The organism is Solwaraspora sp. WMMD791, from assembly GCF_029581195.1.
GTDB lineage: Bacteria > Actinomycetota > Actinomycetes > Mycobacteriales > Micromonosporaceae > Micromonospora_E.
Genome location: NZ_CP120737.1, coordinates 1758106 through 1782486, shown reverse-complemented (window position 1 = coordinate 1782486; position 24381 = coordinate 1758106). Strand labels below are relative to the sequence as shown.

Here is a 24381-nt window from a genome sequence, read left to right as displayed (position 1 = left end):
TGTCCCTCTGGCCCCACGGGCACGTGCCACTGTGGCCCGCGCCGAGCCTAGCCAGGGTGCCCGGCCCGCACGTGAACCCCCCGTCCGCCACCGCGCCGCGATCTGGCCAGCCGCATCGCCGGCCGCTCCACCCAGCGGTGCAGCGGCACCGCCAGCAGGTATGACCCGACCAGGAACGCCACCGCCAGGACCACCGCATGCCCGGCGGGGAAGACCCGGTCGCGGCCGAGGAGGTGCATCACGCTGACGATCACCACCATGTGGACCAGGAAAAAGGCGTACGACACCTCGCCCAGGTGCACCGCGAGCCGGTCCCGCCACCAGGATCGCCGACCGCCCAGGTCGGCCAGGGCCGCCGCCGGCACCAGCAGGCCGATCGTGACGATCGTCGCGGCGGTGTCGCGCGCCGCGGCCGGCAGCCACCCGACGGCGAGGTAGTTGACCACCCACAGCGCCGTCGCCAGCGGCAGCGCCGGCCCTCGCCAGGCACCGCGCAGCACCAGTAACGCCAGCACGATGCCGAGCAGGAACTCCAGCATCCGTACCGGCGGGAAGACGTAGACGAACCACCGTCGGTGCTCGGCGGCGACGAGAGTCTCGGCCACCAGCGGCATCGACCACACCGCGAGCGGCAACACGACGGCAGCCACCCGCAGCGCGCCGGTACCGAGTCGCCGCAGACCGGCGTACAGCAGGGGAAACGCCAGGTAGAAGGCGATTTCGCAGGAGAGCGACCAGGTGACCGGGTTGATCCCCAGGTAGTAGACGTCCGAGGGATGCCAGGCGTGCACCAGCAGGGCGGAGGCCGCCAGCAACTGCGGCCAGGAGTCCGGTGTCCGGGCGGTCACCGCCAGCCCGACCAGCGCCAGACCCAGCGCCACCAGATGCGCCGGATAGACCCGGACGATCCGGTTGCGTAGGAAGCGTCCGGGCCGGTGACCGCAACGGGCCGACCAGGTGAGCACGAAGCCGGACAGGACGAAGAAGAAGGACACCCCGAGGTCGCCGGCGTCGAACAGCACGCCCGCCCACCACACGTCCTGCGGATCCGCGAGCGGGATGAACGAGTACGCGTGGACGCCGAAGACCAGCAGGGCGGCGGCGGCCCGCAGCCCGGTCAGCGACGGCAGCCGGCCCGGGGCGGGCAAAGTGGCAGGCACGGCAGGAGATGTCTCCCACCCGGCCGGCGGCCAAACGGCTGCGCCGTCGGCGGCCAAACGGCCGCGCCGTCCTGACCAGGGCAGGTCCGCAGCGGGCTTGGTATGGTGTGCGCCTGTTTGACGAATCAGCCGGTGGATGACATGTGCGCAGGGGCCATCGTGGTGCGACCCGCCGCGCCGGGGACGACCCGCGCCTGTTCGTCGTTGCCCGCGTTGGCCCTGCTCGTCGTCGGTGCCGTGACGGCCGTGCTGTACGGCGTCGTCGACTCCCCACTGATCCATGGCTCAGCATTCGTCGTCGCCGGGGTGGGCGGGGCTGCTGCTGTGGTGGTGGGCCCCCGCTGGCACGGTGCCCGACCGGGGCTGGCCTGGGCGTTGCTCGCCGCCGCGTGCGTCTGCTTCCTCACCGGTGCGCTGGTGCGGCCGTGGGCGGTCGGCCAGGACGGGACGTCCGCGCTGGCGGCGGACGCCGCCACGGTGCCCGGCTACCTGTTCATGCTGCTCGGGTTGGCGGGGCTGCTGCGCACCCGGGGCCGGCTGCCGTCCCACGCGGTCATCGACGGGCTGATCGTCTTCATCGGCGCCGCTCTGTGCTCGGTGCTGCTGCTGGCGGTACCGGCCGGCAGCATCGCCGACCGACCGGCGTTGGTGTCGGCCCTCGCCGCGCTGTACCCGATCTTCGACGTGATCCTCGTCCTGCTGCTGGTCAGCCTGGCCTTCACCACCGCCGCCCGGCGGGCCAGCTACCTGTTGCTGGTCGCCTCGATGAGCTCCCTGCTGCTCGGCGACGTGCTGTACGCCATCATCGGGGTCTCCGGCCAACTGACCGGTTCCCGTCTGCTGGACCTGCCGTTCCTGGTCGGCTTCCTGCTCATCGGCGCGGCAGCGCTGCATCCGTCGGTCGTCGAGCTCGGCCGGGCCGCCCCGCTGCCGGTGCAGGCCTGGTCGTGGCAACGGCTGCTGCTGATCGGTCCGGCGCTGGCCGCACCGTTTCTGCTGACGGTCTTCGTCTCCGGCCGGTCGGCCACCGACCGGCTGGTGCTCGGGGTCGGCGGCGCGGCGATGGTGGTGCTGTTGATGATGCGGGCGGTCTCCGCCGTGCAGGGCTATGCCGCCGCGCAGCGTCGCTACGAGCATCGCGCCACCCACGACCCGCTCACCGGCCTGCCCAACCGGTTGATGCTCGCCGCCGAGGTCCGTCGGCTGCTGACCACCCGCCCGGCGAACCGGACCTGGATCTGGGTGTTCTTCCTCGACCTCGACGGCTTCAAGCTGGTCAACGACTCCTGGGGGCATCACGCCGGCGACCAGCTGATCGCCGAGGTCGCGGGTCGGCTGCGCGCGGCGCTGCCCCCGGCGGCGATGGTCGCCCGGGTCGGCGGCGACGAGTTCGTCGTGGTTCACCTGGGTGACCGATCCGACGCGCTCGCGGTGGCCGACCGGATCATCGACTGCGTGAACACGCCACTGCAGATCCGTCAGGTCGAGGCGGTGATCACCGCCTCGGTCGGTATCGCCGGGACAGAACTGGGTCCGGCCGGCGTCCGCGCCGATCCGCCGCTGTCCGCCGACGCGCTGCTGCGCGACGCCGACACCGCCATGTACCAGGCGAAGGCAGACGGCCGGGGCCGGTGGGTGATGTTCGACGCGTCGATGCACGAACGGGTACGGGAACGGGTCGACATCGAGCAGGCGCTACGGACGGCGCTCGCTCAGGACGACCTGCGGTTGGCGTACCAGCCGATCGTCGATCTGGAGAGCGGTGCCCTGATCGGGGCGGAGGCGTTGCTGCGCTGGGAGCATCCCGAGCGCGGGCCGGTGTCGCCGGCGGTGTTCATCCCGATCGCCGAGGACACCGGGCTGATCGGGCCGATCGGGCGCTGGGTGCTCGACCGTGCGCTGTGTCAGGTGGCACAGTGGCGTACCGACGGCACTGTCGATGCCGATTTCTGGATGTCGATAAACGTGTCGCCCCGGCAGTTGCGGGACCCCGGGCTGTCCCGGGCTCTGGACGACTGCCTGGCCCGGTACGACGTACCGGCGTCGGTGGTGGTGCTGGAGATCACCGAGTCGGTGATGATCGACCCCACCAGCGCCACCGGGCAGGTCCTGTCCGACCTGCGCCAGCGCGGTATCCGCATCGTGGTCGACGATTTCGGTACCGGCTTCTCCGCGCTCGGCTACCTGCGGAGTCATCCGGTGACCGGGGTGAAGGTGGACCGTGCCTTCGTGGCCGGGCTCGGAGCGAGCGCCAAGGACGAGGAGATCGTCCGGGCAGTCGTCGCGATGAGCAGCGCGCTGCACCTCACCGTGGTCGCCGAGGGCGTCGAGACGCCCTTGCAGCAGAGCGTGCTCGCGGTGCTCGGCGTGCTGTACGGCCAGGGCCGACTCTGGGGGGATCCGGTCGAGCCGCAGGAGTTCGTCCACCGTTGGTCGGCAGAGGCCGCCACGGCGGACCCGGTCCCTATGACGACCACGGAGCCGGTCTCGATGACGACCACGGAGCCGGTCTCGATGGCGGCGGCGGAGCCGACTCAGGGTTGCGGCGGCGGCTCGTAGAGCCAGAACGTCTGCTCGTCGAGCCGCCGGGCCCGGGCGCCGGCGGTCAGCGACGTCAGCGTCTGGTGGATCGCCCTGCCGAGCCCGATCTCGTCGTTGCGGCGGCAGATGTCCAGCGCCGCGATGCCGTCGCACGCGCGTACCCGGCGCCACATGTCGGCAATCACCAACTCGAAGATTCCGCAGCCACGGCTGGACGGGTGGATGGCGAAGAACCCGATGTACCAGATGCGTTTCTCGGCGTACAGCTGCGGCCAGTGGTGCGCGAAGTAGTCGGGTGAGATCAGCGGCATCGCCTGGAGCTCGTTGGTGAAAGTCGCGAGCGCGGCCAGCTCGCCGGGTCGGTCCGGGTCACGTCCGAGGTACTTCAGCACCCGTTTGTCGCCGATCACCTGGTCGAACTCGCTGCGGTCCATGACGTGCCGCTGCACGGCGGTCACCCGCAGTTCGTCGAAGGCCTCGGTGTACAGCTGCCAGGTCGCCTCGGTCAGCTCGGCGGGGATGTCCGTACCGACCTCGATGTGCATGATGATCCCTCCGGGCCGCGTCGTGTGCGTGGGGGTGGACGGACCCTGCCCTTCAGTATGGGTGACAACTGAGTGTGAAGTCAGCTCGACAGCCACTGTGGCACAACGGGTTCGTCGACCAGCCTGAAACGATCCGATGTGGAGCACCGACACGGAGTGTCCGGCAGTGGACACGGAACGGGTAGGCCCTGGCCTGCTCGTCGCGATTTCTTCCGACACGATCGATCCGTCCGGCGGTCGGCTGCGTACCTCCGGGTGGGCACCTCGGTGCATGGTGCCCGCGAGCCGAGGAGGGCCCGTCATGCAGCGACCGGCACAGGGGACGCAGCCCGTAGCGATCGAACTCGGTCCGGTCGACCGCCCGGAACCGTCCGGGCCGCCTCCCGGACCAGCGGTCTCGCTGGCCGAACCGGACAACTCCGCGCGGTACCGCCCCGACGCAGTCTGGCCGGGTCCGGCACCCAGCGAGCCCGTCGAGCCCGCCGAGCACCACCTTCCGCCACTGTCCGGTGACGACACGGTGACCGGGCCGCCGCGGCTACTCCCGCCGCCGCCGTGGCTGGCCCGGGAGTTGGACCGACCCGAACCGGTCACCCCGGCCGTACCGTTCTTCGATCGGGGGTCCGATGACGGTGGGCCCGACGACGGTGGCTCCGACGACCGTGGGTCCGACGGGTCCGGCGACTGGCCCGACGGCGGCGAGTCCGACCGTCGCGACGACCCGGTGTACGGGGCATCGCCAGGCTGGGCGGCACCGGACTGGGCGCCCCCGCCCGGTCCGCCGGACGGGCCGCCGACCGCCCGTCGCCGCCCCCGGCGGTTCGCCCTGCTGCTGACCGGCCTGCTCGCCCTGTTCCTGGTGGCCGCCGTGGCGGGTGCCAACCTGATGCAGACACGCGGCGGCGGCGGTAGCCCCACCGCCGATGCGCAACCCGCACCCGCCGCCCCGGACGTCGCCGGCGGCGCACCCGCACCGGGAGCCGTCGACGGCGGCGACCCGGTCGAGGCGGCCCCAGCCACCGAACGACTCGTCACCGGGCCGCGCGGGGACCTGCGGGAGGCCGAGTTCGACCTGGTCAGCGGCACCACCACGGTCAACATCCGGGCGGCCGACCTCGGCGACGAACTGTACCGGGTCAGCACCCCGATCGACGCCGACGTACAGCCCCGGATCATCGCCGACGACGACAGCCGGATCCAGCTGCACCTGGTGCCCAGCGGGCAGACCGGACCCGGCGTCGTCGACATCGAACTGCACTCGGCGGTCCGCTGGCAGCTACGCCTCACCGGCGGCGTCGCCCAGCACGCGATCGACCTGACCGACGCCGAACTCGGTGGCGTCGACATCGTCGGCGGGGCCGCCCGGATCGACCTGTCGCTGCCGGCACCCGACGGGACCATGTCGGTGCGGATGACCGGCGGCGCCAACCAGTTCGTGGTCACCGCCCCGGACGGGCCACCCGCCCGGGTCCGCTTCGGTGCCGGCGCGGGCGACGTGACCCTCGACGACCGTCAGCGCGGCGGTGTCGCCCCCGGATCCGTCTTCACCGGCCGCGGCTTCGTCGACGCGACCGACCGGTACGACATCGACGTCGTCGCCGGCACCTCCGTGTTCACCCTGCAACGCGACTGACGCGTTCGGCGACGGCGGGCCGGCCACCAGACGGCTCAGTCCGCCGTTTCCGCCTCGTCCATCATCCGGTAGATCCGCTGCTCCGACACCGGGTACGGGGTGCCCAGCGCCTGGGCGAACACGTTCACCCGCAGCTCCTCGATCATCCAGCGGATCTGCCGGGCGGGCTCGCTGTGGTGCCGGGCCGGTGGTAGCCCGTCGAGCAGCTGTTGGTACTCCCGGCGTACCGTGTCGATCCTGGCCTGCTGGTCGCGGTCCCGGCGCGGATTCTGCGGCAGCTTCTCCAACCGGCGGTCGATCGCGGTCAGATAGCGGGGCAGGTCCGCCAGCCGCGCGTACCCGGTGACCGTCACGAACCCCGGGAAGACCAGCGCGGCGAGCTGGTCGCGGATGTCGGTCAGCGCCGCGACCAGGGCCAGATCGGTGGTACGCCCGAGCCGCTGCTGCACCGCGTGCGCCGCCGCCAGCACCCGGCGTACCCGGTCGACCACCTCGACGGTGGTGTCGACCAGCCCGGCGCGGACCTGCTCGCGCAGCGCCGCGAAGCCGTCGGCGTCCCAGGCCGGTCCGCCCGCGTCGGCCATCAGCTTGTCGACCGCCGCCCCGGCGCAGTCGTCCAACAGCTCCACCACGTTGCGGTACGGGTTACGACTCAACGCCAACTTGTCCTGGTTGGACAGCCGGCCGGAGACGAACTTCGCCGGCGACGGCAGGGTGAGCAGCAGCAGCCGGCGGGTGCCCGCCCACATCGACCGGTCCCGGACGGCGGCCCGGTCGAAGACCCGCACCGCCACCGATTCGCCCTCGTCGACCAGCCCCGGGTACGCGGTGACCCGGTAGCCGGCCCGGTCCTGCTCGACGCTGCGGGCCAGGGTGCCGATGCTCCAGTCCCGCAACCCCCGGCGCTCCACGTCCGGCGCGGCGGCGGCCACCACCTTGCGGACCTCGGTGGTCAGCTGCCGGCGCAGCGCGGCGAGGTCCTTGCCCTCGGCGACCGGCTTGCCGTCGGTGTCCACCACCCGGAACGTCACCCGCAGATGCGCCGGCAGCCTGGTCAGATCCCAGGCGTCGTGCGGCACCACCACCCCGGTCATCCGGCGCAGCTGCCGGGCCAACGCGTCCAGCAACGGTTCGGCGCCAGGGGTGATGGCGGCCAGCGCCGCGCGGGCGAAATCGGGCACCGGCACGAAGTTGCGGCGCAACTGCTTCGGCAGCGACCGGATCAACGCCACCACCAGCTCCTCGCGTAGCCCGGGCACGTGCCAGTCGAAGCTGTCGTCGGAGACCTGGTTGAGCATCGCCAACGGCACGTCGACGCTGACCCCGTCGACGGCCGAGCCCGGCTCGAACCGGTACGTCAGCGGCAGCGCGATGCCGTCGGAGTGCCACTCGTCGGGGTAGTCGGCCGGGTCGACCCGGCCCTTGCCCTGGTTGACCAGCATGTCCCGGTCGAAGGTGAGCAGGTCGGGCCGGTCCCGGCGGGCCTTCTTCCACCAGCTGTCGAAGTGCCGGCCGGAGACCACGTCGGCGGGCAGCCGCTGGTCGTAGAACTCGTACAGGGTCTCGTCGTCGACCACGATGTCCCGGCGACGGACCCGCTCCTCCAGCTCACCGACCTCGTCGAGCAACGCCCGGTTGTCGTGGAAGAACCGGTGCGGGGTGTGCCAGTCACCCTCGACCAGGGCGTGCCGGATGAACAGCTCCCGACTCAGCACCGGGTCGACCCGGCCGAAGGTCACCTTGCGGCCGGCGACCAGCGGTACGCCGTACAGGGTGACCTTCTCGTAGGCCATCACCGCCGCCTGCTTCTTCTCCCAGTGCGGCTCGCTGTACGAGCGTTTCACCAGGTGACCGGCGAGCGCCTCGACCCACTCCGGTTCGATCTTGGCGACCGTACGGCCCCACAGCCGGGACGTCTCGACCAGCTCGGCCGCCATCACCCAACGGGGCGGTCTGCGGGCCAGCGCCGAGCCGGGGAAGATCGCGAACTTGGCTCCCCGGGCACCCAGGTACTCCGGCTTGGCCGGGTCCTTCACCCCGACGTGCGACAGCAGACCGGCCAGCAACGACTGGTGTACGGCGGCCGGCGCGGCCGGCTCACCACCCCGGTCGACCGGCACGTTCATCGACCGCAGTACCTGCCGGATCTGGCTGTGGATGTCCTGCCACTCGCGCACGCGCAGGTAGTTGAGGAACTCGGCCCGGCACATCCGCCGGAACGCGCTGCCGGAGCGTTCCTGCTGCTGCTCCCGCAGGTAGCGCCACAGGTTGAGCAACGCGACGAAGTCCGACTCCGGATCGGCGAACCGGGCGTGCGCCTGATCGGCCTGAGGCTTCTGCTCCGCCGGCCGCTCCCGGGGATCCTGGATGGACAATGCCGCCGCGATCACCGCGACCTCGTCGACGCAGCCGTTACCCTCGGCGGCGAGGACCATCCGGCCGAGCCGGGGATCCACCGGCAGCTGCGCCAGCCGCCGACCGACCTGGGTCAACCGGGGCGGCAGGCCCGGTGCGGGCGGCTCGATCGCGCCCAGCTCGTGCAGCAGCGCGACGCCGTCGGTGATCTGCCGGCGGTCCGGCGGCTCCACGAACGGGAACGCGGCGATGTCGCCCAACCCGATCGCGGTCATCTGCAGGATCACCGAGGCCAGGTTGGTCCGCAGGATCTCCGGATCGGTGAACTCCGGTCTGGACTCGAAGTCGGCCTCGTCGTACAGCCGGATGCAGATCCCGTCGGAGGTACGCCCGCAGCGGCCCTTGCGCTGGTTGGCCGACGCCTGCGACACCGGCTCGATCGGCAGCCGCTGCACCTTCAACCGGTTGCTGTAGCGGGAGATCCGCGCCGTACCCGGGTCGATGACGTACTTGATGCCCGGCACCGTCAGCGACGTCTCGGCGACGTTGGTCGCCAGCACCACCCGCCGGCCCGGATGCGGCTGGAAGATCCGGTGCTGCTCGGCGGACGACAACCGGGCGTACAGCGGCAGGATCTCGGTGTCGCGCAGCCGGGGCCGGTTGGCGACCAACTTGCCCAGCGCGTCAGCGGCGTCGCGGATCTCCCGTTCCCCGCTGAGGAAGACCAGGATGTCGCCGGGGCCCTCGTCGGCGAGCTCCTCCACCGCCGCGCTGATCCCGTCGACCTGGTCGAGCGTCACGGTGCCCGGGGTGGCGTCCGGGTCGTCCGGGTCGACGGTCTCCCGCAGCAGTGGCCGGTAGCGCACCTCCACCGGATAGGTCCGCCCGGACACCTCGACCATCGGCACCGGCGGACGGCCCGGTTCGCTGAAGTGGTCGGCGAAGCGCTGCGGGTCGATCGTCGCCGACGTGATGACCACTTTCAGGTCGGGGCGGCGGGGCAGCAGCTGCTTGAGGTAGCCGAGGATGAAGTCGATGTTCAGGCTGCGCTCGTGCGCCTCGTCGATGATCAACGTGTCGTACTGGCGCAGCATCTTGTCGTGCTGCAGCTCGGCCAGCAGGATCCCGTCGGTCATCAACTTCACCAGGGTCTGGCCGCCGACCTGATCGTTGAACCGGACCTTGTAGCCGACCACGTCGCCCAGCGTGGTGCCGAGCTCGTCGGCGATCCGGTCGGCGACGGTACGGGCGGCCAGCCGGCGCGGCTGGGTGTGCCCGATCAGCCCGCGCACCCCACGACCCAGCTCCAGGCAGATCTTCGGGATCTGGGTGGTCTTGCCCGAGCCGGTCTCGCCGGCCACGATCACCACCTGGTGGTCGCGGATCGCCGCCGCGATGTCGTTGGCGCGTTCACTGACCGGCAGCCCGGCGGGGTAGCTGACCTGCGGCACCGCGTCCCGCCGCCGCTGCACCGCCTGCTGCGCCGACGCGACTGCGGCGGCGATCTCGTTCAGCGCCGCCTGCCGGGCCTGCGGATCCCGGACCTTGCGCACCCCGTCGAGGCGCCGGTGCAGCCGCCGCTCGTCGCGAAAAGTCAACTCGGGGAGGAGTGTGAGCAGGTCAGCGGGGGTCGGCGCAGGGGAGGGCGGGTTCATGGCGATGACCACGATACCCGCCGCTCCCGGCCCGGTCGCCCGGGTTTCCGGTCGCCTGTCTCTGATGCAGGCCACCTGTCCCCGGGTTCAGGTCACCGCGTCGAGCAGGCGCTCCAGGGTGGCACGGGTCGGCAGGTGCGCCAACAGGTGGCGGACGCTGCGGTCGGCGTACCGCCGATCTTCGGTCGTCCCCGCCGCCAACGCCGCCTCGACCTGCTCGGACACGTAGTTGACCAGACCGGTCGCCGCGCCTCGGAAATCGGCCAGGCGCAGCGTCGGCACGCCCCCGGCCCGCCGACGGTAGCCGTCGATCAGCGTCCGCGCACCGACGGCGTCGACCCGACCGTACGGGGCGACCGCCCAGTCCAGCAGTGCGTTCGCCAGCTCCCAGGCCGGCGGCTGGCCACCGGCGTGCTCCCAGCCGACGACGACGAGGCGACCGTCGGGGGCGAGCCGGGTCTGCGCCGGCCCGAACGTGTTGTGGGTCAGCACCGGATCCGGCACCGGCACGTCGCGGCCGGTCGCCGCCAGGTCCTCCAGGGCCGGCACCGCCGCCGCCAACTGCCCGGCCCAGGGCGCCTGCCGGGCGGTCGCGGTGGCCGCCAGCCCGGCCCAACTGGCCGGGCCGAGCTGTCTGGCGTGCCACGGGCTGACCCGGTCGACCGGCAACGCCAGGCCGTGCAGCGTGGCGAGTACGTCACCGGCCGCACCGGCGACCACCGCGCTCACCGGGGCCGCGAGCGGCGGCCCGGCCGGCAGATCCCGGTACGCCCGCCACCGGTGACCACCGATCGACTCGACGATGTTGCCGTCGCGGCTGCGTACCGGGGTCGGCAGCAGCACACCGGCTGCGGCAGCGGCCAGCTGCAGAGCGACGTCGGTGTCGGCAGGTGCGGGTTGTCGGGGAGCGTCTTCATGGGAACCTCGCTCTGCGACCCGGACTCGCACGGGCGGATTCAGAGCTGCGGTGTCCGTCGCTCCAGCCAGGGACGTGGGGGTGGCTTCGAGCCTTCCGGCGAGTCTCGGCGCGGTCCCCGACGCGCTGCCGTTCAGTGTAGCGACCCGTGCCAGCCGGACCGCGAAGCGCGGACCCGACGTATGTGCCGGTAGCGTCGACGCCATGGCTTTTCCGGCCGTCCGCCTCACCGGCTGCTTTCCCGAGGCTCACGGGTTCGTGCTGCTCGACCCCGCACGCCTCGACCAGCACCTCGGCGCCGACAGTGCGGGCCGCGACCTGCTGGAGCTGTTCACCACCACCGATGCGGCGCGATCACCCCGCGGACAAGCTCCACCATCTGGTGCTCGCCTGGAAGATGATCTGCGGGCGGGCACCACCCTGTGACCAGCCCCGTGACCTCATCCTGAAGGTGATCGATGAGCACGAGCGAGCCACCGCGGCGCACCTCCACCGGTAGCAGCAGCACCACCGGCTGAACGGACTTGTCCTGACGGAGGCGAGGCCGCATGGCCGTTGCGTCGAGGGAACCTACATTGTTGTCTCGGCGCCACTTTGACAACAATGTAGGTTCCCCCGACCCGCGTGGGTCGGGCGGCGTGGCATGGCGTGCGCGGCGTCGGTCAGCCCGCCGCGCGGAGCCGCCGGTACGCCGCGTCCAACTCCGCGACGGTGGGTGCGCCGGCGGCCAGCGGCTGCCAGAAGTCGGCGTCAGGGGTGGCCGTCACGTCGATCCGGTTGCCGTCGGCGGTGTCGAAGCCGAGCCGCCAGGCGTGCAGATACGTGCGTGACCCATTGGCGGCGGCCGTACGGTCGAACAGCGGGTCACCGACGATCGGGTGCCCGATCCAGGCCAGGTGCACCCGGATCTGGTGGCGTCGGCCGGTGAGCGGCGCGACGGCGAGCAGCCGGTGCGTGGCGTCGGCTGCCGGCGTACCGGATCCGGTGGTGGCCCCGTCGGACCCGGCGGTGACGTCGGTCAGCCGGCTCTGCGACGGATAGGTCTTGACGTGGTCGAACTCGGCCCCGGCGGCGAGCGACCAGCGCGCGGTGGCGGCGTCGAAGCCGATGTCGGCGCGGTTGCCGGCGACCCGGACCCGGTTCTTGCGGCCGACGCTCAGCGGCAGGTCGACGACGCCGACCTCGGGCAGCGCCGCGCGAGCGGCATCGGTGGCGGAGCCGGCGTCGGCGGCGGCAGCGACCACGGCCAGATAGACCTTTTCCACGGTACGGCGGTTGAACTGCCGGGTCAGGTCGCCGTGATGACGCAGCTGTTTGGCGAACAAAATCGCCCCGGAGGTGTTCTTGTCGATGCGGTGCACCGGGAAGACCGGCTCACCGGCATCCTCGGCGAGGCGGGCCAGGTCGGTGCCGTGCCGTTCGCCCATCACCGAGACGCCGGGAGGCTTGTTCAGCACCAGGGCGGTGTCGTCCTCGAACAGGACGGCACCGGCGCGAAGTTCGGTCCACAGGTTCACCGGTGCCCGAGGATACGCCGCACGTGGCGGCGTATCCTCGGCGCACCCTGATCGCATCAAGGGGCGATGGCTGTCCGGACGGCCGGCTCAGGCGGTGGTGGACCAGATCGCGGTGAAGGCGGCGGCCTCACCGGCCAGCCAGCGCTCCACCTGGTCGGGGCGGGAGGTGACATCCGGACGCCGGAACGTGGTGCCGCGCCGCAGGTCGACCAGGACCGGCTCGGCACGCGGCAGCACCTGGTCCATGTGCCGGGCCATCAGGTGCAGGGTCGCGGTGTACGCGTCGGGGCTCGGTGGTTGATCGTCGAAGTGGATCCGGACCGCTTCGGCGTGCCCGTCGGCGTACCGCAGGCCGAAGTGTGGGTTGATCTTGACGGGGAGGTTGCCGACCATGCCCAGCGCGTCGTGGGTCTGCGCCAGCTCCACCTGGCTCAGGTCTCCCAGCGTCTCCAGGTAGCGCTGGGCACCCGGGACGAGGGTCGCGTACAGCGGCTGCCAGCGCTGGGCGACCTGCCCGACCACGGCGGCCAGGTGGCTGCCGCCGGTGCGGAACCGGATGTCGGCCTTGAGCGCCTTGACCAGTTGTCCGTGCGGGTTGAACCCGGAGCGGCTGGCCCGCTGCCGGCGCAGCCCGCCGACGAAGGTCGCCTTGGCCGGCCCGGACTGCCCGACGTACCGGCTGAAACCGAGCAGGGTCGCGTACGGAACCGGGGCGGGGTTGGTCGGTGCGGCGGTAGGGCTCGAAGTGGCGGCAGGAGGGGGTGCGATCACGGCGTTCCTTCCCAGGTCAGGAGCCGGATTAGTACACCCATTCTAATCGAGAAGTGACGCTGCGCCCAGTCTTTGATCACGCTGCGCCGCTTGCATGGTGCCGCCGCGTGCGGGAGCATCGCCGGCCGACCTGAGGAGAGGCGATCATGACACGGGTGTTCCTGCGACCTGACGACCTGCGCGACCTGGTGACGGAACAGTTGGGCTCCGACCGCAGACTTGTCGGCCTGGACCGACTGGCTGGCGGCAGCAAGAAGGGCGTCTACCGGCTCCGACTCGACGACCAGACGACAGTGATCCTCTATCTGTGGGCGGCCGGCGAGAACTACTGGCCTCCGACGCCAGTCGTCCCGGACGATCCGTTCACCGACGCGTCGGGCGCCGAACTGTTCGCCGTCAACCACGCGGCCCTCACCGCCGTGGGCGTGCGAACAGCACGGCTTCTGGCGCTCGACCGCGACAGCCGCTATCTCCACGCCGACCTTGCGCTGGTCGAGGACCTCGGCGCGGTGACCCTCGAAGCTCTCATGGAACAGGATCCGGCCGCAGCCGCGACACCACTGTCCACACTTGGTGACGCCTTGCGTCGTATGCACACCACACTCGGCCCGCACCACGGCAAGCTCTCCGCCATCGCCCAGGGCGAGGCGCCGCAGGCCCGTAGCACCGAGGACATCGTCGCGGACCGGGCGCTGGGACATCTGGACGCGGCAGCCGTCCGTGACGCCCGGCTCGCCGACGCACACGAACGGATCGCCGACCATGTCCGTCGCCTGCGTCAGGCGGTCATCGCGCGCGAGGAGTACGGCCTGGTACACGGCGAGCTCGGACCGGACCACGTGCTCGTCACACCCGCTGGCGAACCCGCCATGGTCGATATCGAGGGGTTGACGTACTTCGACGTGGAGTGGGAGCACGCCTGGCTGCAGATGCGCTTCGGCGCGGCGTACCCGGCGTTGCGTCCCGTCGATCTCGACCTCCACCGGTTGGAGTTCTACCGGTATGCCCAGGTCCTGTCGTTGATCGAGGGACCGCTGCGGATCGCGGACACGGACTTCCCGAACCGCCAGTGGATGCTGGACCTGGCCGAGTGGAACGTCACCAAGGCCCTCGCTGCCCTGCCCTTCGGTTGACAAGTTAGGCTAATGCTGTTAGCTTTTTAGCTATCTGATTTAGCTACCGGTCTGGAGGTCGTGATGACCGCGTACCTGTCCCTCGACGGCGGGCGCATCGCCTACGAGGTCGCCGGCGACGGCCCACTCGTGGTCCTCGCGCCCGGCATGGGCGAGAGCCGCTCCGCGTACCGGTTCGTGGTCCCGCAGCTGATCGTGGCCGGCTACCGGGTCGCCGCCACCGACCTGCGGGGTACCGGCGAGTCCAGCATCCGCTGGCCGGCGTACTCCCGCACCGACATCGCCGGCGACCTGGTCGCGCTGATCCGGCACCTGGGCGGTCCGGCCGTGCTGGTCGGGCACTCGATCTCCGGCGGGGCGGCCACCATCGCCGCGGCCACCGCGCCCGAGCTGATCACCGCCGTGGTCGAGCTGGCGCCGTTCACCCGGAAACAGTCGATCAGCCTCGGCGATCTGCGCGTCAAGCGCTACCGGCAGGGCATGACCCGGCTGCTGGGCGCGGGCATGTTCGGCAGCGTCAGACAGTGGCTGCGCTACCTCGACGTCGCCTTTCCCGGGCAACGGCCGGCAGACTGGTCCGAGCAGCTGGCCCGGACCGAGGCCCGTCTACGTGAGCCCGGCCGGATGAAGGTGCTGCAGAAGATGGGGCAGTCCAGCCCGGCTGATGCTGGTGCACAACTCGGCAACGTCCGCAGCCGCGTACTGATCATCGAAGGGACACTCGACCCCGACTGGGCCGACCCGCGTGCCGAAGGCGAGGCGATCGTCGCGGCGCTGCCCGCCGGCCTCGGTACGGTGGTGACCATCGACGGAGCCGGGCACTACCCGCACACCCAGTTTCCCGACGAGGTGGTCGCGCACATGCGTGCGTTCCTCGCCGAGACGGCCCGTGCCGAGGACCGGTCCTGACCGATCCGAGGATCCGTCCTGACCGGACACCGCAGGGTGGCATCATCGACAGATGGACAGCGCGGCGATCCGGGGCAACGTCCGTACCGTCGTCGGCCTGGTCGGTGTCGCGTTGGCCCTGTCGGCGGTCGTGAGTCTGACGCCGCGCGACGAGTCGGCGGCGGCCGGGTCGTGGGAGCCGCCCGCAGGTCATGTTCTCGCGGACACCGTCGAGCTGGGCGACGACCGCGCGTTGCGGCTGTGGACTAAGCCGGGCGCGTGGTACGTGGAGCGTCTGATCGACGGGCAGCACGAGGAGATCATCGGCGCCAGCGTCGGAGGTGACCGGTACACCGTCACCGAGGTGTTCGAGGCGTACGTCGGAACCGTCCCGCGCGCCGAGGCTCAGGCGGTCTCGGTCCGGTCCCCGGGCGATGCGGCGGTCCGCGCCACGGTCACCGACGGCGTCTTCATCGTCGGCGGTTGGGTGACCGGCGCGGGGGAGAGCGAACTGTTCGTCACCGCACTGGACGCGGCCGGCCTGCCGGTCGACGGTGAGACCGCTGCCCCGATCGCCGGGCGCCCGGTGCGGTGACGAACCTGTCGCGTTGCTACCTGGCGGACCGTCCGGTGGTGTCGGACCTCGTCGCGGAAAGGAAGGCCGACCAGGCGGCCGGCGCGAAGGTCAGCGTGCCGCCGTCGCGGTCCTTCGTGTCCCGGACCAGCACCCGCCCAGGCAGGTTCTCGGCGACCTCCACGCAGCTTGTGCTGTCGCTGTGCGTGCTCTTGTGCCACCGGGGCGCGGTGCTTATGTCCATCTCTCAGCCGTCCTCATGATCAGTTCTAGGCTCTGCGGGCCAGATAGAGCGTAGTCGCGGATGCTCTCCCAGGTGCGTTCCAGACTGGTCGCGTCGTCCGGATTTTCCACGACTCGCCCCTGCAGATATCCCTCCAGGTAGCCGACGGATCTGCCGTCGACGGTGGCGATGACGAACGGCCCGTCCAGCCCCGGGTACGCCCCAGCGTCGGCCGGGACCACCTGGACCCGGATGTTGGGCTGCTCGCAGGCGGCGACGACCGCTGTCAGCTGTTCGTGCATCACGCACGGGTCGCCGACCCGCCGGTGCAGGACGCTCTCGTCGATGACCGCGACGAGCTGGCAGGAGTCGGGCTGTCGGTAGAGGATCTCCTGGCGGCCGAGCCGGGTGGCCAACGCGACGTCCATCGCCTCGCCGCGCACGCCGTACGCCATCAGCACCGCTCGGGCGTACGCCTCGGTCTGCAGCAGACCGGGCACCGCCAGGGGTTGGAAGGCCCGGATGAGGGTCGCCTTGCCCTCCTGCTCGATGAATGGCCGGTACCAGACCGGCGCGCGTTCGCCGACGACGAATTCGCGATAGAATTTCACGAATGCGGTGCCGAATGCCCGGTCCACCGCACTCAGATAGTCGGGCAGTGCCGGCCGTTCGCCGCGTTCGATCGAGCCGACGTGCGATGTCGAAAAGTGGATCCGCTCGCCCCATGCTTCCTGGGTGAGCCCGAGCATCTCACGGACGCGGCGCAGTTCTCCTACCAGATATTCACTCCCGCTCACAATACCTTCACATCCCTCAATTTGCCGCTGTCGCATGTGTGATCTTGCGAGCGTCACCGGCTCGCTACACCAGGTCATTGCCTATCTTCCATTGATGCCGTCCCACAGTCCAGGGTGGAAGACAGCGGCGGACGCCCTGTCCGCGACCGACCTGGGAGGGTGCAGATGCTGAGGAACGACGGAATCGGTGGCACGCCACGTCTGGCCCGTTACACCGCGATCGGCGTACCGCGCGGCAACCGGCACGCCGAACCGACCCCGAACCGGGCGGCGTCGCTCAAGCGCAATCCCGGCCTCGCCGTGCTGCACCGGGCCCGCGACATCGTCACCACGCACCTGCCCAGCCGGCTCGGCGAATGCCGGGTGTGCGGCGCGGCGGCCATGTGCGAACCATTCACGAAGGCGATGGCCGTGCTGGACCGCTGGGATCCGGTGCGCGCCCGCCGCGTCCGGTCGGTCCTGGAGTACGCCGGACTGTGGCCGGACGCCTCAGCCGGGCCGGCACCGGAGGCCGACCGTCAGAGCTGACCCACGTCGGTGACCCGTACCACCGCCGCCCCGGCCTCGTCCGAGGCGGCGAGGTCGACCTCGGCGCTGATGCCCCAGTCGTGGTCGGCGGCCGGGTCGGCGAAGATCTGCCGGACCAGCCAGCGCTCCCGCTCCTGCGTGATCATCAGCAGCGCCGGGCCACGGGCGTCCGGACCGGTGCCGATCTCGTCGTGCTCGGCGAAGTAGCCGTCCAGCGCGTCGGCCCAGGCGTCGGCGTCCCACCCGGACCCGGCGTCCAGCTCACCCAGCTCGTCGTAGCGGCGCAACGCCGCCAGCTCCACCCGCCGGAACATCGCGTTGCGCACCAGCACCCGGAACGCCCGCAGGTTGCCGGTGACGGCCGGTGGCCGGTCGTCGACCACCACCGGGGCATCCGGATCCGTGGGATTACGCAGCCGCTCCCATTCGTCGATCAGGCTGGAGTCGACTTGGCGGACCAGCTCGCCGAGCCACTCGATGAGATCGATCAGCTCCTCGGTCTTGGCGTCGTCGGGCACCGTCTGACGCAGCGCCCGGTACGCGTCGGCCAGGTACCGCAGCACCAGACCTTCCGAACGGGACAACCCGTAGAAGCTGACGTACTCGGTGAACGTCATCGCGCGTTCGTACATGTCGCGGACGACCGCCTTGGGCGCCACCTCGTGGTCGGCCACCCAGGGATGACCCCGCCGGTACGTCTCGTACGCCACCTCCAGCAGCTCGGCCAGCGGCTTCGGGTGGGTCACCTGGTCGAGCAGTTCGAGCCGGGCCTCGTACTCGATGCCGTCGGCCTTCATCTGCGCCACCGCCTCGCCGCGCGCCTTGTGCTGCTGCGCGGAGAGGATCTGCCGGGGGTCGTCCAGGGTCGCCTCGATGATCGACAACACGTCCAGGGCGTACGTCGGGGACTCGACGTCGAGCAGCTCCAACGAGGCCAGCGCGAACGGCGACAGCGGCTGGTTGAGCGCGAAGTCCAGCTGCAGGTCCACGGTGAGCCGGACCCGCCGGCCCTCGGCGTCGGGCTCCGGCAGCTGCTCGACCACACCGCCGGCGCGCAGCGCCCGGTAGATCGCGATCGCCCGGCGGATGTGCCGGCGCTGCGCCGCCCGGTCCTCGTGGTTGTCGGTCAGCAGGTGCCGCATGGCCGCGAACGCGTCACCCGGACGGCTGATCACGTTGAGCAGCATCGCGTGGCTGACCTGGAAGCTGGAGGTCAGCGGCTCCGGCTCGGCCTCGATCAGCCGGTCGAAGGTGGGCCGACCCCAGCCGATCGACCCCTCCGGTGGCTTCTTGCGCACCACCTTGCGGCGCTTCTTCGGGTCGTCACCGGCCTTGGCGAGGGCCTTCTCGTTGTCGATGACGTGCTCCGGGGCCTGCACCACGACGGTGCCCAGGGTGTCGAACCCGGCCCGGCCGGCCCGCCCGGCGATCTGGTGGAACTCCCGCGCCTTGAGCAGCCGGGTGCGTACCCCGTCGTACTTGGACAGACCGGTGAACAGCACCGTACGGATCGGCACGTTGATCCCGACGCCGAGAGTGTCCGTACCGCAGATGACCTTCAGCAGTCCCGCCTGGGCGAGGGTTTCGACGAGCCGGCGGTACTTGGGCAGCATTCCGGCGTGGTGCACCCCGATGCCGTGGCGGACCAGCCGGGACAGGGTGCGCCCGAACCCGGAGGTGAACCGGAAGTTGCCGATCGCCGCGGCGATCGCGTCCTTCTCCGCCCGGGTGCAGACGTTGATGCTCATCAGCGCCTGGGCACGTTCCAGGGCCGCCGCCTGGGTGAAGTGGACCACGTACACCGGCGCCTGGTGGGTGCTGAGCAGCTCCTCCAGGGTCTCGTGCAGCGGGGTCATCGCGTACGAGTAGATCAGCGGCACCGGCCGCTGCGCGGAGGCGACCACGGCGGTGGCCCGCCCGGTACGCCGGGTCAGGTCGTCGACGAACCGGCTGACGTCGCCCAACGTGGCCGACATCAGCACGAACTGGGCCTGCGGCAGCTCGATCAGCGGCACCTGCCAGGCCCAGCCCCGGTCCGGTTCGGCGTAGAAGTGGAACTCGTCCATCACCACCTGGCCGACGTCGGCGTCGGCGCCGTCGCGCAACGCCAGGTTGGCCAGGATCTCTGCGGTGCAGCAGATGATCGGCGCGTCGGCGTTGACGCTCGCGTCACCGGTGAGCATGCCGACGTTGGCCGGGCCGAAGACCTCACAGAGCGCGAAGAACTTCTCCGACACCAGGGCCTTGATCGGCGCGGTGTAGAAGGTGACCCGGTCGTCGGCCAGGGCGGCGAAGTGCGCGCCGGTGGCGACCAGGCTCTTGCCCGACCCGGTCGGTGTGTTCAGGATGACGTTCGCCCCGGAGACGATCTCGATGAGCGCCTCTTCCTGATGCGGGTACAGCTCCAGGCCCCGGCCGGCGGCCCACTCGGCGAACCTTTCGTAGACGGCGTCCGGGTCGGCGTCGCGCGGCAGCAGGTCGGTCAGGGTCGGGGTGGTCTGCGTCATAGTCGTTCAATCGTGCCCGTCGCGGCCCGCGCCCATCAAAGCGGGGGCCCACTCACGCGTCAGGGTGCGTTCGCAAGGCGGGCCTCGTCGCGTCAGCGGCGTTCAAAGATGAGGTCGTACGCCGGGCGGCCGGCGCGCGCGCCGCGTCGTTCGAACTTCGTCTGCGGCCGGTACGCCGGTCGGGGCGCGAACCCGTCGTGCGGGTTGACCAGCTCCGGGTCGGCGGTCAGTGTCTCCAGCATCACCTCGGCGTACGGGGCCCAGTCGGTGGCGCAGTGCAGCCGCCCGCCCCGACGCAGCCGGGAGCGCAGCAGCGCCACGTGGGCCGGTTGGATCAGCCGGCGTTTGTGGTGGCGTGCCTTGGGCCAGGGGTCCGGGAAGTAGGCGTGCACCGCGTCCAGGCTCTGCTCCGGCAGGCAGCGGCGGGCCAGGTCGAGGGCGTCACCGACGGCCACCCGTACGTTGGTCAGCTCCCGCTGCTCGATCAGCGCCAGCAGGTGGGCGATGCCAGGGGTGTGCACCTCGACGGCGAGGTAATCGCGGTCGGGGTCGGCGGCCGCCATCTCGGCGGTGGCGTCGCCCATCCCGAAGCCGATCTCCAGCACCACCGGCGCGGCCCGGCCGAACACCGCCGGCAGGTCCAGCGGCGCCGGCAGTTCGACCACGGTCATCGCGTACGCGGCGAACAGCCGGTCGAGGGCGTCGTGGTGCCGGCCGCTGAGCCGTCCCCGGCGCGGATGGTAGGTGCGGATGCTCACGTGGCAACAGCCTATATCCGACACAGTGCGTGTCCGGGGTGTCATCCAGGGCAGCGGGGTGGGAGGATCGGCGGCAGGGCCGCGAGGAGGATGGTGACCCGATGTCCGTACGTCGTTCGTCCGCTGCCGCCGTGCTCGGCGCCGCCCTGGGCCTGGCGACCGGGGTCGCCCTCGCGGTCGGCGGTGGTCTGGCCGGTGCACCACCGGCCCACGCCGCGAACGTGTTCGTCGAGTTGAATCCGAGCACGGTCGAGTCCGGTTACCTGGTGGGCATCCGGGCGAGCTGCACCGACAACACCGCGTCGGCCACTGTGGAGTCCGATGCGTTCGGCACGGTCGAGGTGCATCCGCAGTTCGAGGTGCTCACGGCGGCGGTGACGGTGCCGGCGGGGACCGAGGCGGGCAGCTACCGGGTGCGGCTGAACTGCCCGGACGACCGGTCGGCGGCGACCACGCTGTACGTGCTCGACCCGACCCGACCCAGCCGCGGGCCGGCGACCGGGTTCGGCGGCACCGCCGGAGACGACGGCGACGGTGGACTGCGTACCGGCGTCGGGGTGGTCGCGTTGGCCGCCGCCGGCGTGCTCGGCGTGCTCACCCTGCGCCGTCGCCGCGCGGCCTGACCGCGACGGCCGGGGAGGGCAGCGGGCGTGGCGAAGGGTGGCCGGCGCAACTGGACCGGGCCGGTGGCGCTGCTGCTCGGGCTGTTCGGCGTGTTCATGATCGCCTTCGGTGACGGGAGCTGGCGAGAGGTCCTGGCAGGTGGGAACAACCCGCCGCCCCGGGAGTTCCCGGTGCTGGAGCCGAGCCGGCCGATCCGGATCGCCATCCCGTCGCTCGACGTGCGGGCCCCGGTGCACGCGGTCGGGGTCGCCGACGACGGGTCGATCGCCGTACCGTCGCTGCGGCGGCACAACCAGGCCGGCTGGTACGACCGGGGGCCGACCCCCGGCCAGTTCGGTCCGGCGATCATCGTCGGGCACGCCGACACCCGCGACGGCCCGTCGGTCTTCCACGGGCTGGCCGACATCGCGCCGGGCGCGACGGTCGAGGTGACCCGCCGGGACCGCACCGTCGCCATCTTCGAGGTGAACTCGGTGGCGCACTACGCCAAGGACGCGTTGCCGATCGAGCAGGTGTACGGCGATTACACCCGGCCCGGCCTGCGGCTGATCACCTGCGGGGGCGAGTGGCGCGGCGACGGCATCGGCTACGCCGACAACATCGTGGTCTTCGCCTCCCTGGTCGAGGTCCGCGACAGCTGACCCGGCGACCCGGTGAACCGTTGGGTGGCCACCGCCGTACCCCAGGGCATGACCCGTCCGATCCGTCGTGCGCCGACGACCCGTCCGTGTCCGGGGTCGACTCCGCGTCCGATGTCGAGGGCGCTGGTGACTGCCGGGGCGGGTGCCGGCCGGCTGTAGCCCCACCCCGGTCCCACTCCGGGGCGGCCCGTGCGGACGAGCCTCCACCACCGCCGGCCGCCCCGGAGTGTCCCGCCATCCGGAAAGCGGAAAGATGACCAGCACAACCAGCAGCACCGAGGAGGAGTCATGAGCCAGACGGCGCAGATCGGGGTCACCGGTCTGGGGGTGATGGGTCGCAACCTGGCCCGGAACCTTGCGCGGCACGGCCATGTGGTGGCGGTCCACAACCGGTCGGTCGGCCGGACCAAGGAGATGATGGCCGAGTTCGGCCACGAGGGCGCGTTCCTGCCGGCGGAGAGCCCGGCAGAGTTCGTGGCCTCGCTGGAACGCCCACGTCGCGTGGTGATCATGGTGAACGCGGGTGCCGCCACGGACGCCGTGATCAACGAGTTCGCGCCCCTGCTGGAGCCGGACGACATGATCATCGACGGCGGCAACGCGCACTTCCTGGACACCCGCCGGCGCGAGGCCGAGCTGCGGGAACGCGGCCTGCACTTCGTCGGCACCGGGGTCTCCGGCGGTGAGGAGGGCGCACTGCACGGTCCGAGCATCATGCCCGGCGGCTCGGAGGAGTCGTACGCCGCGCTCGGCCCGCTGCTGGAGGACATCTCCGCCAAGGTCGACGGCACGCCGTGCTGCGTGCGGATCGGCCCGGACGGCGCCGGCCACTTCGTCAAGATGGTGCACAACGGCATCGAGTACGCCGACATGCAGCTCATCGGTGAGGCGTACGACCTGCTGCGCCGCGCCGGCGGGCTCACCCCGGCGCAGATCGCCGACGTGTTCCGCAGCTGGAACGCCGGCCGGCTCTCCTCGTACCTGATCGAGATCACCGCCGAGGTGCTCGGCCACACCGACGCGGCCACCGGCAAGCCGTTCGTCGACGTCGTGCTCGACCGGGCCGGGCAGAAGGGCACCGGGCGGTGGACCGTCCAAGGGGCGCTGGACCTCGGGGTGCCGGTGAGCGGCATCTCGGAGGCCGTGTTCGCCCGGGCGTTGTCCGGCCACGCCGACATCCGCGCCGCCGCCGCCGACCTGCCCGGACCGGTGGAGAGCTGGGCCGGGTCGGCCGACGAGCTGATCGCCGACGTCGAGCAGGCGCTGTACGCGTCGAAGATCGTCGCGTACGCGCAGGGTTTCCACCAGATCCAGGCAGGCAGCGCCGAGTACGACTGGAACATCGATCTGGGTGCGGTGGCCCGGATCTGGCGTGGCGGATGCATCATCCGGGCCGCCTTCCTGGACCGGATCCGGGCAGCGTACGACACGGCACCGCAGCTGCCGACGCTGCTGACCGACGGCTACTTCGCCGAGGCGCTCGCCGGTGCCCAGCAGGGCTGGCGTCGGGTGGTCGCCACCGCCGCGCAGATCGGTGTGCCGGCGCCCGGGTTCGCGTCCGCGCTGGCCTACTACGACGGGCTGCGTGCCCCGCGACTGCCGGCCGCCCTGATCCAGGGGCAGCGGGACTTCTTCGGTGCGCACACCTACCGCCGGGTCGACGCCGAGGGCAGCTTCCACGTGCTCTGGGCCGGTGACCGCAGCGAGGTCGAATCCCGCTGACAGGTCGATCCTGGTGGTCCGCCTGACGGTCGACCGTCGTGGCTCCGGTGCAAGCCGGTGCCACGGCGGTCGCCGACCGGCACGCTGAGTCAGTCGGCGGTCGCCGACCGGGAGGCGGGGTCAGTCCAGGTCGACGACGATCGGGGCGTGATCGGACGGCGCCGGGCCCTTGCGGGCGGCACGGTCGACGTACGCCGCCCGGACCCGCCGGTTGACGGCGGAACTGGCGTAGACCAGGTCGATCCGCATGCCCATGTTCTTCGGGAACATCCCGGCCCGGTAGTCCCAGTAGGTGAACGGGTGCGGGCCCTTCATCGGCTGCGGCACGACGTCGACCAGCCCGAGGGCGAGCAGGTCGGCCAGCGCCGCCCGTTCGGCCGGGGTGACGTGGGTGGAGCCGGCGAAGACGGCCGGATCCCAGACGTCGGCGTCGGTCGGCGCGACGTTGAAGTCGCCGCAGACGACCAACTGCGGTCCGGGTTCGGCGGCGAGGGCGTCACGCAGCCCGGCCAGCCAGGCCAGCTTGTACTGGTAGTGCGGCGAGTCGAGGCTGCGCCCGTTGGGGACGTACACCGACCACACCCGGACCCCGGCGCAGTCGGCCGAGACGGCCCTCGCCTCGGGGGCCGGGAAGCCAGGTTCGCCGACGAATCCGGTGCGCACCTGGTCGAGGCCGACCCGGGAGAGCACGGCGACCCCGTTCCAGCGGCCGTCGCCGTGCGCGGCGACGGCGTAGCCGAGCTCCGCGACGGCGTCGGTCGGGAACGCCGCCGCCGGGCACTTCGTCTCCTGCAGGCAGACGACGTCCGGTGCGGTGTCGGCCAGCCAGCCGAGCAACCGGGGCAGCCGGGCCTTGACCGAGTTGACGTTCCAGGTGGCGATGCGCACCGGCG

General features: G+C 71.4%; 21 protein-coding genes. 10 read left to right on the top strand and 11 right to left on the bottom strand.

Annotated elements, in window-relative coordinates:
- Window positions 1-47 precede the first annotated feature (47 nt).
- Entirely contained in the window at window positions 48-1160 is a 1113-nt protein-coding gene (locus tag O7623_RS07720) for an acyltransferase (RefSeq protein ID WP_282227904.1), read from the bottom strand.
- A gap of 141 nt (window positions 1161-1301) precedes the next feature.
- Between O7623_RS07720 and O7623_RS07715 the strand changes: the two genes are divergently transcribed.
- Window positions 1302-3719 (top strand): EAL domain-containing protein, encoded by a 2418-nt coding sequence (locus tag O7623_RS07715; RefSeq protein ID WP_282227903.1) that lies wholly within the window; start codon window positions 1302-1304, stop codon window positions 3717-3719.
- Here the strand turns inward: O7623_RS07715 and O7623_RS07710 are convergent.
- On the bottom strand, window positions 3695-4246 hold the full coding sequence (locus O7623_RS07710; RefSeq protein WP_282227902.1) for a hypothetical protein: 552 nt from the start codon (window positions 4244-4246) through the stop codon (window positions 3695-3697). The genes O7623_RS07715 and O7623_RS07710 overlap by 25 nt on opposite strands.
- 301 nt (window positions 4247-4547) lie before the next feature.
- Here O7623_RS07710 and O7623_RS07705 point away from each other — a divergent pair, with 301 nt between their 5' ends.
- On the top strand, window positions 4548-5879 hold the full coding sequence (locus O7623_RS07705) for a hypothetical protein (RefSeq protein ID WP_282227901.1): 1332 nt from the start codon (window positions 4548-4550) through the stop codon (window positions 5877-5879).
- A gap of 35 nt (window positions 5880-5914) precedes the next feature.
- On the opposite strand, the gene hrpA is transcribed toward O7623_RS07705, so the two are convergent.
- The gene (gene hrpA, locus O7623_RS07700) at window positions 5915-9889 is read right to left on the bottom strand and encodes an ATP-dependent RNA helicase HrpA (protein ID WP_282227900.1); all 3975 of its coding nucleotides are present in this window, start codon (window positions 9887-9889) and stop codon (window positions 5915-5917) included.
- Between the two features lie 87 nt (window positions 9890-9976).
- Window positions 9977-11011, bottom strand: a complete 1035-nt coding sequence (locus tag O7623_RS07695; protein WP_348775135.1) for a phosphotransferase — start codon at window positions 11009-11011, stop codon at window positions 9977-9979.
- Here O7623_RS07695 and O7623_RS07690 point away from each other — a divergent pair.
- Window positions 11010-11231 (top strand): hypothetical protein, encoded by a 222-nt coding sequence (locus tag O7623_RS07690; protein WP_282227898.1) that lies wholly within the window; start codon window positions 11010-11012, stop codon window positions 11229-11231. The genes O7623_RS07695 and O7623_RS07690 overlap by 2 nt on opposite strands.
- Before the next feature lie 236 nt (window positions 11232-11467).
- Here the strand turns inward: O7623_RS07690 and O7623_RS07685 are convergent, their stop codons facing one another.
- Window positions 11468-12322, bottom strand: a complete 855-nt coding sequence (locus O7623_RS07685; RefSeq protein ID WP_282227897.1) for an RluA family pseudouridine synthase — start codon at window positions 12320-12322, stop codon at window positions 11468-11470.
- Window positions 12323-12409: 87 nt separating this feature from the next.
- Window positions 12410-13015, bottom strand: coding sequence for a hypothetical protein (locus tag O7623_RS07680; RefSeq protein ID WP_282229349.1), 606 nt, complete (start codon window positions 13013-13015; stop codon window positions 12410-12412).
- A gap of 224 nt (window positions 13016-13239) precedes the next feature.
- Here O7623_RS07680 and O7623_RS07675 point away from each other — a divergent pair, with 224 nt between their 5' ends.
- The 3 genes from O7623_RS07675 to O7623_RS07665 all read left to right on the top strand — a co-directional run bounded on the left by O7623_RS07675 (window position 13240) and on the right by O7623_RS07665 (window position 15709).
- The gene (locus O7623_RS07675; RefSeq protein WP_282227896.1) at window positions 13240-14226 is read left to right on the top strand and encodes a phosphotransferase; all 987 of its coding nucleotides are present in this window, start codon (window positions 13240-13242) and stop codon (window positions 14224-14226) included.
- Between the two features lie 63 nt (window positions 14227-14289).
- Window positions 14290-15135: an alpha/beta hydrolase gene (locus O7623_RS07670; RefSeq protein ID WP_282227895.1), complete on the top strand. Its 846-nt coding sequence runs from the start codon at window positions 14290-14292 to the stop codon at window positions 15133-15135.
- 52 nt (window positions 15136-15187) lie between these two features.
- A complete protein-coding gene (locus tag O7623_RS07665) occupies window positions 15188-15709 on the top strand; it encodes a hypothetical protein (RefSeq protein ID WP_282227894.1) in 522 nt (173 codons plus the stop codon).
- Between the two features lie 16 nt (window positions 15710-15725).
- On the opposite strand, the gene O7623_RS07660 is transcribed toward O7623_RS07665, so the two are convergent.
- Complete coding sequence (locus O7623_RS07660) at window positions 15726-15932, bottom strand: DUF397 domain-containing protein (protein WP_282227893.1); 207 nt, start codon at window positions 15930-15932, stop codon at window positions 15726-15728.
- The gene (locus O7623_RS07655) at window positions 15923-16708 is read right to left on the bottom strand and encodes a helix-turn-helix transcriptional regulator (RefSeq protein ID WP_282227892.1); all 786 of its coding nucleotides are present in this window, start codon (window positions 16706-16708) and stop codon (window positions 15923-15925) included. The genes O7623_RS07660 and O7623_RS07655 overlap by 10 nt, the downstream gene beginning before the upstream one ends.
- Window positions 16709-16873: 165 nt before the next feature.
- On the opposite strand from O7623_RS07655, the gene O7623_RS07650 reads away from it, so the two are divergent.
- Window positions 16874-17236, top strand: coding sequence for a hypothetical protein (locus O7623_RS07650; protein WP_282227891.1), 363 nt, complete (start codon window positions 16874-16876; stop codon window positions 17234-17236).
- Here the strand turns inward: O7623_RS07650 and O7623_RS07645 are convergent.
- Window positions 17227-19743: a DEAD/DEAH box helicase gene (locus O7623_RS07645; RefSeq protein WP_282227890.1), complete on the bottom strand. Its 2517-nt coding sequence runs from the start codon at window positions 19741-19743 to the stop codon at window positions 17227-17229. The two genes, O7623_RS07650 and O7623_RS07645, sit on opposite strands and share 10 nt — an antisense overlap.
- A 92-nt stretch (window positions 19744-19835) precedes the next feature.
- Window positions 19836-20546: a tRNA (guanosine(46)-N7)-methyltransferase TrmB gene (trmB, locus tag O7623_RS07640; protein WP_282227889.1), complete on the bottom strand. Its 711-nt coding sequence runs from the start codon at window positions 20544-20546 to the stop codon at window positions 19836-19838.
- A 56-nt stretch (window positions 20547-20602) separates the two neighbouring features.
- Here trmB and O7623_RS07635 point away from each other — a divergent pair, with 56 nt between their 5' ends.
- The 3 genes from O7623_RS07635 to gndA all read left to right on the top strand — a co-directional run bounded on the left by O7623_RS07635 (window position 20603) and on the right by gndA (window position 23488).
- Entirely contained in the window at window positions 20603-21124 is a 522-nt protein-coding gene (locus O7623_RS07635) for a hypothetical protein (protein WP_282227888.1), read from the top strand.
- 27 nt (window positions 21125-21151) lie between these two features.
- Window positions 21152-21766 carry a class F sortase gene (locus tag O7623_RS07630; RefSeq protein ID WP_282227887.1) on the top strand — a complete coding sequence of 205 codons (615 nt, stop codon included), beginning with the start codon at window positions 21152-21154 and terminating at the stop codon, window positions 21764-21766.
- A 288-nt stretch (window positions 21767-22054) separates the two neighbouring features.
- On the top strand, window positions 22055-23488 hold the full coding sequence (gene gndA, locus O7623_RS07625; protein WP_282227886.1) for an NADP-dependent phosphogluconate dehydrogenase: 1434 nt from the start codon (window positions 22055-22057) through the stop codon (window positions 23486-23488).
- 120 nt (window positions 23489-23608) lie between these two features.
- Here gndA and O7623_RS07620 read toward each other — a convergent pair whose 3' ends face one another.
- Window positions 23609-24376, bottom strand: coding sequence for an exodeoxyribonuclease III (locus O7623_RS07620; protein WP_282227885.1), 768 nt, complete (start codon window positions 24374-24376; stop codon window positions 23609-23611).
- Between the last annotated feature and the right edge of the window lie 5 nt (window positions 24377-24381).

Excerpts from the sequence above, each read along its gene's own strand:
- O7623_RS07715 (WP_282227903.1), top strand. The coding sequence starts at position 1,302 with ATGTGCGCAGGGGCCATCGTGGTGCGACCCGCCGCGCCGGGGACGACC.
- O7623_RS07710 (WP_282227902.1), bottom strand. The coding sequence starts at position 4,246 with ATGCACATCGAGGTCGGTACGGACATCCCCGCCGAGCTGACCGAGGCG.
- O7623_RS07705 (WP_282227901.1), top strand. The coding sequence starts at position 4,548 with ATGCAGCGACCGGCACAGGGGACGCAGCCCGTAGCGATCGAACTCGGT.
- hrpA (WP_282227900.1), bottom strand. The coding sequence starts at position 9,889 with ATGAACCCGCCCTCCCCTGCGCCGACCCCCGCTGACCTGCTCACACTC.
- O7623_RS07690 (WP_282227898.1), top strand. The coding sequence starts at position 11,010 with ATGGCTTTTCCGGCCGTCCGCCTCACCGGCTGCTTTCCCGAGGCTCAC.
- O7623_RS07695 (WP_348775135.1), bottom strand. The coding sequence starts at position 11,011 with ATGGCGTCGACGCTACCGGCACATACGTCGGGTCCGCGCTTCGCGGTC.
- O7623_RS07675 (WP_282227896.1), top strand. The coding sequence starts at position 13,240 with ATGACACGGGTGTTCCTGCGACCTGACGACCTGCGCGACCTGGTGACG.
- O7623_RS07670 (WP_282227895.1), top strand. The coding sequence starts at position 14,290 with ATGACCGCGTACCTGTCCCTCGACGGCGGGCGCATCGCCTACGAGGTC.
- O7623_RS07665 (WP_282227894.1), top strand. The coding sequence starts at position 15,188 with ATGGACAGCGCGGCGATCCGGGGCAACGTCCGTACCGTCGTCGGCCTG.
- O7623_RS07660 (WP_282227893.1), bottom strand. The coding sequence starts at position 15,932 with ATGGACATAAGCACCGCGCCCCGGTGGCACAAGAGCACGCACAGCGAC.
- O7623_RS07650 (WP_282227891.1), top strand. The coding sequence starts at position 16,874 with ATGCTGAGGAACGACGGAATCGGTGGCACGCCACGTCTGGCCCGTTAC.
- O7623_RS07645 (WP_282227890.1), bottom strand. The coding sequence starts at position 19,743 with ATGACGCAGACCACCCCGACCCTGACCGACCTGCTGCCGCGCGACGCC.
- trmB (WP_282227889.1), bottom strand. The coding sequence starts at position 20,546 with ATGACACCCCGGACACGCACTGTGTCGGATATAGGCTGTTGCCACGTG.
- O7623_RS07635 (WP_282227888.1), top strand. The coding sequence starts at position 20,603 with ATGTCCGTACGTCGTTCGTCCGCTGCCGCCGTGCTCGGCGCCGCCCTG.
- gndA (WP_282227886.1), top strand. The coding sequence starts at position 22,055 with ATGAGCCAGACGGCGCAGATCGGGGTCACCGGTCTGGGGGTGATGGGT.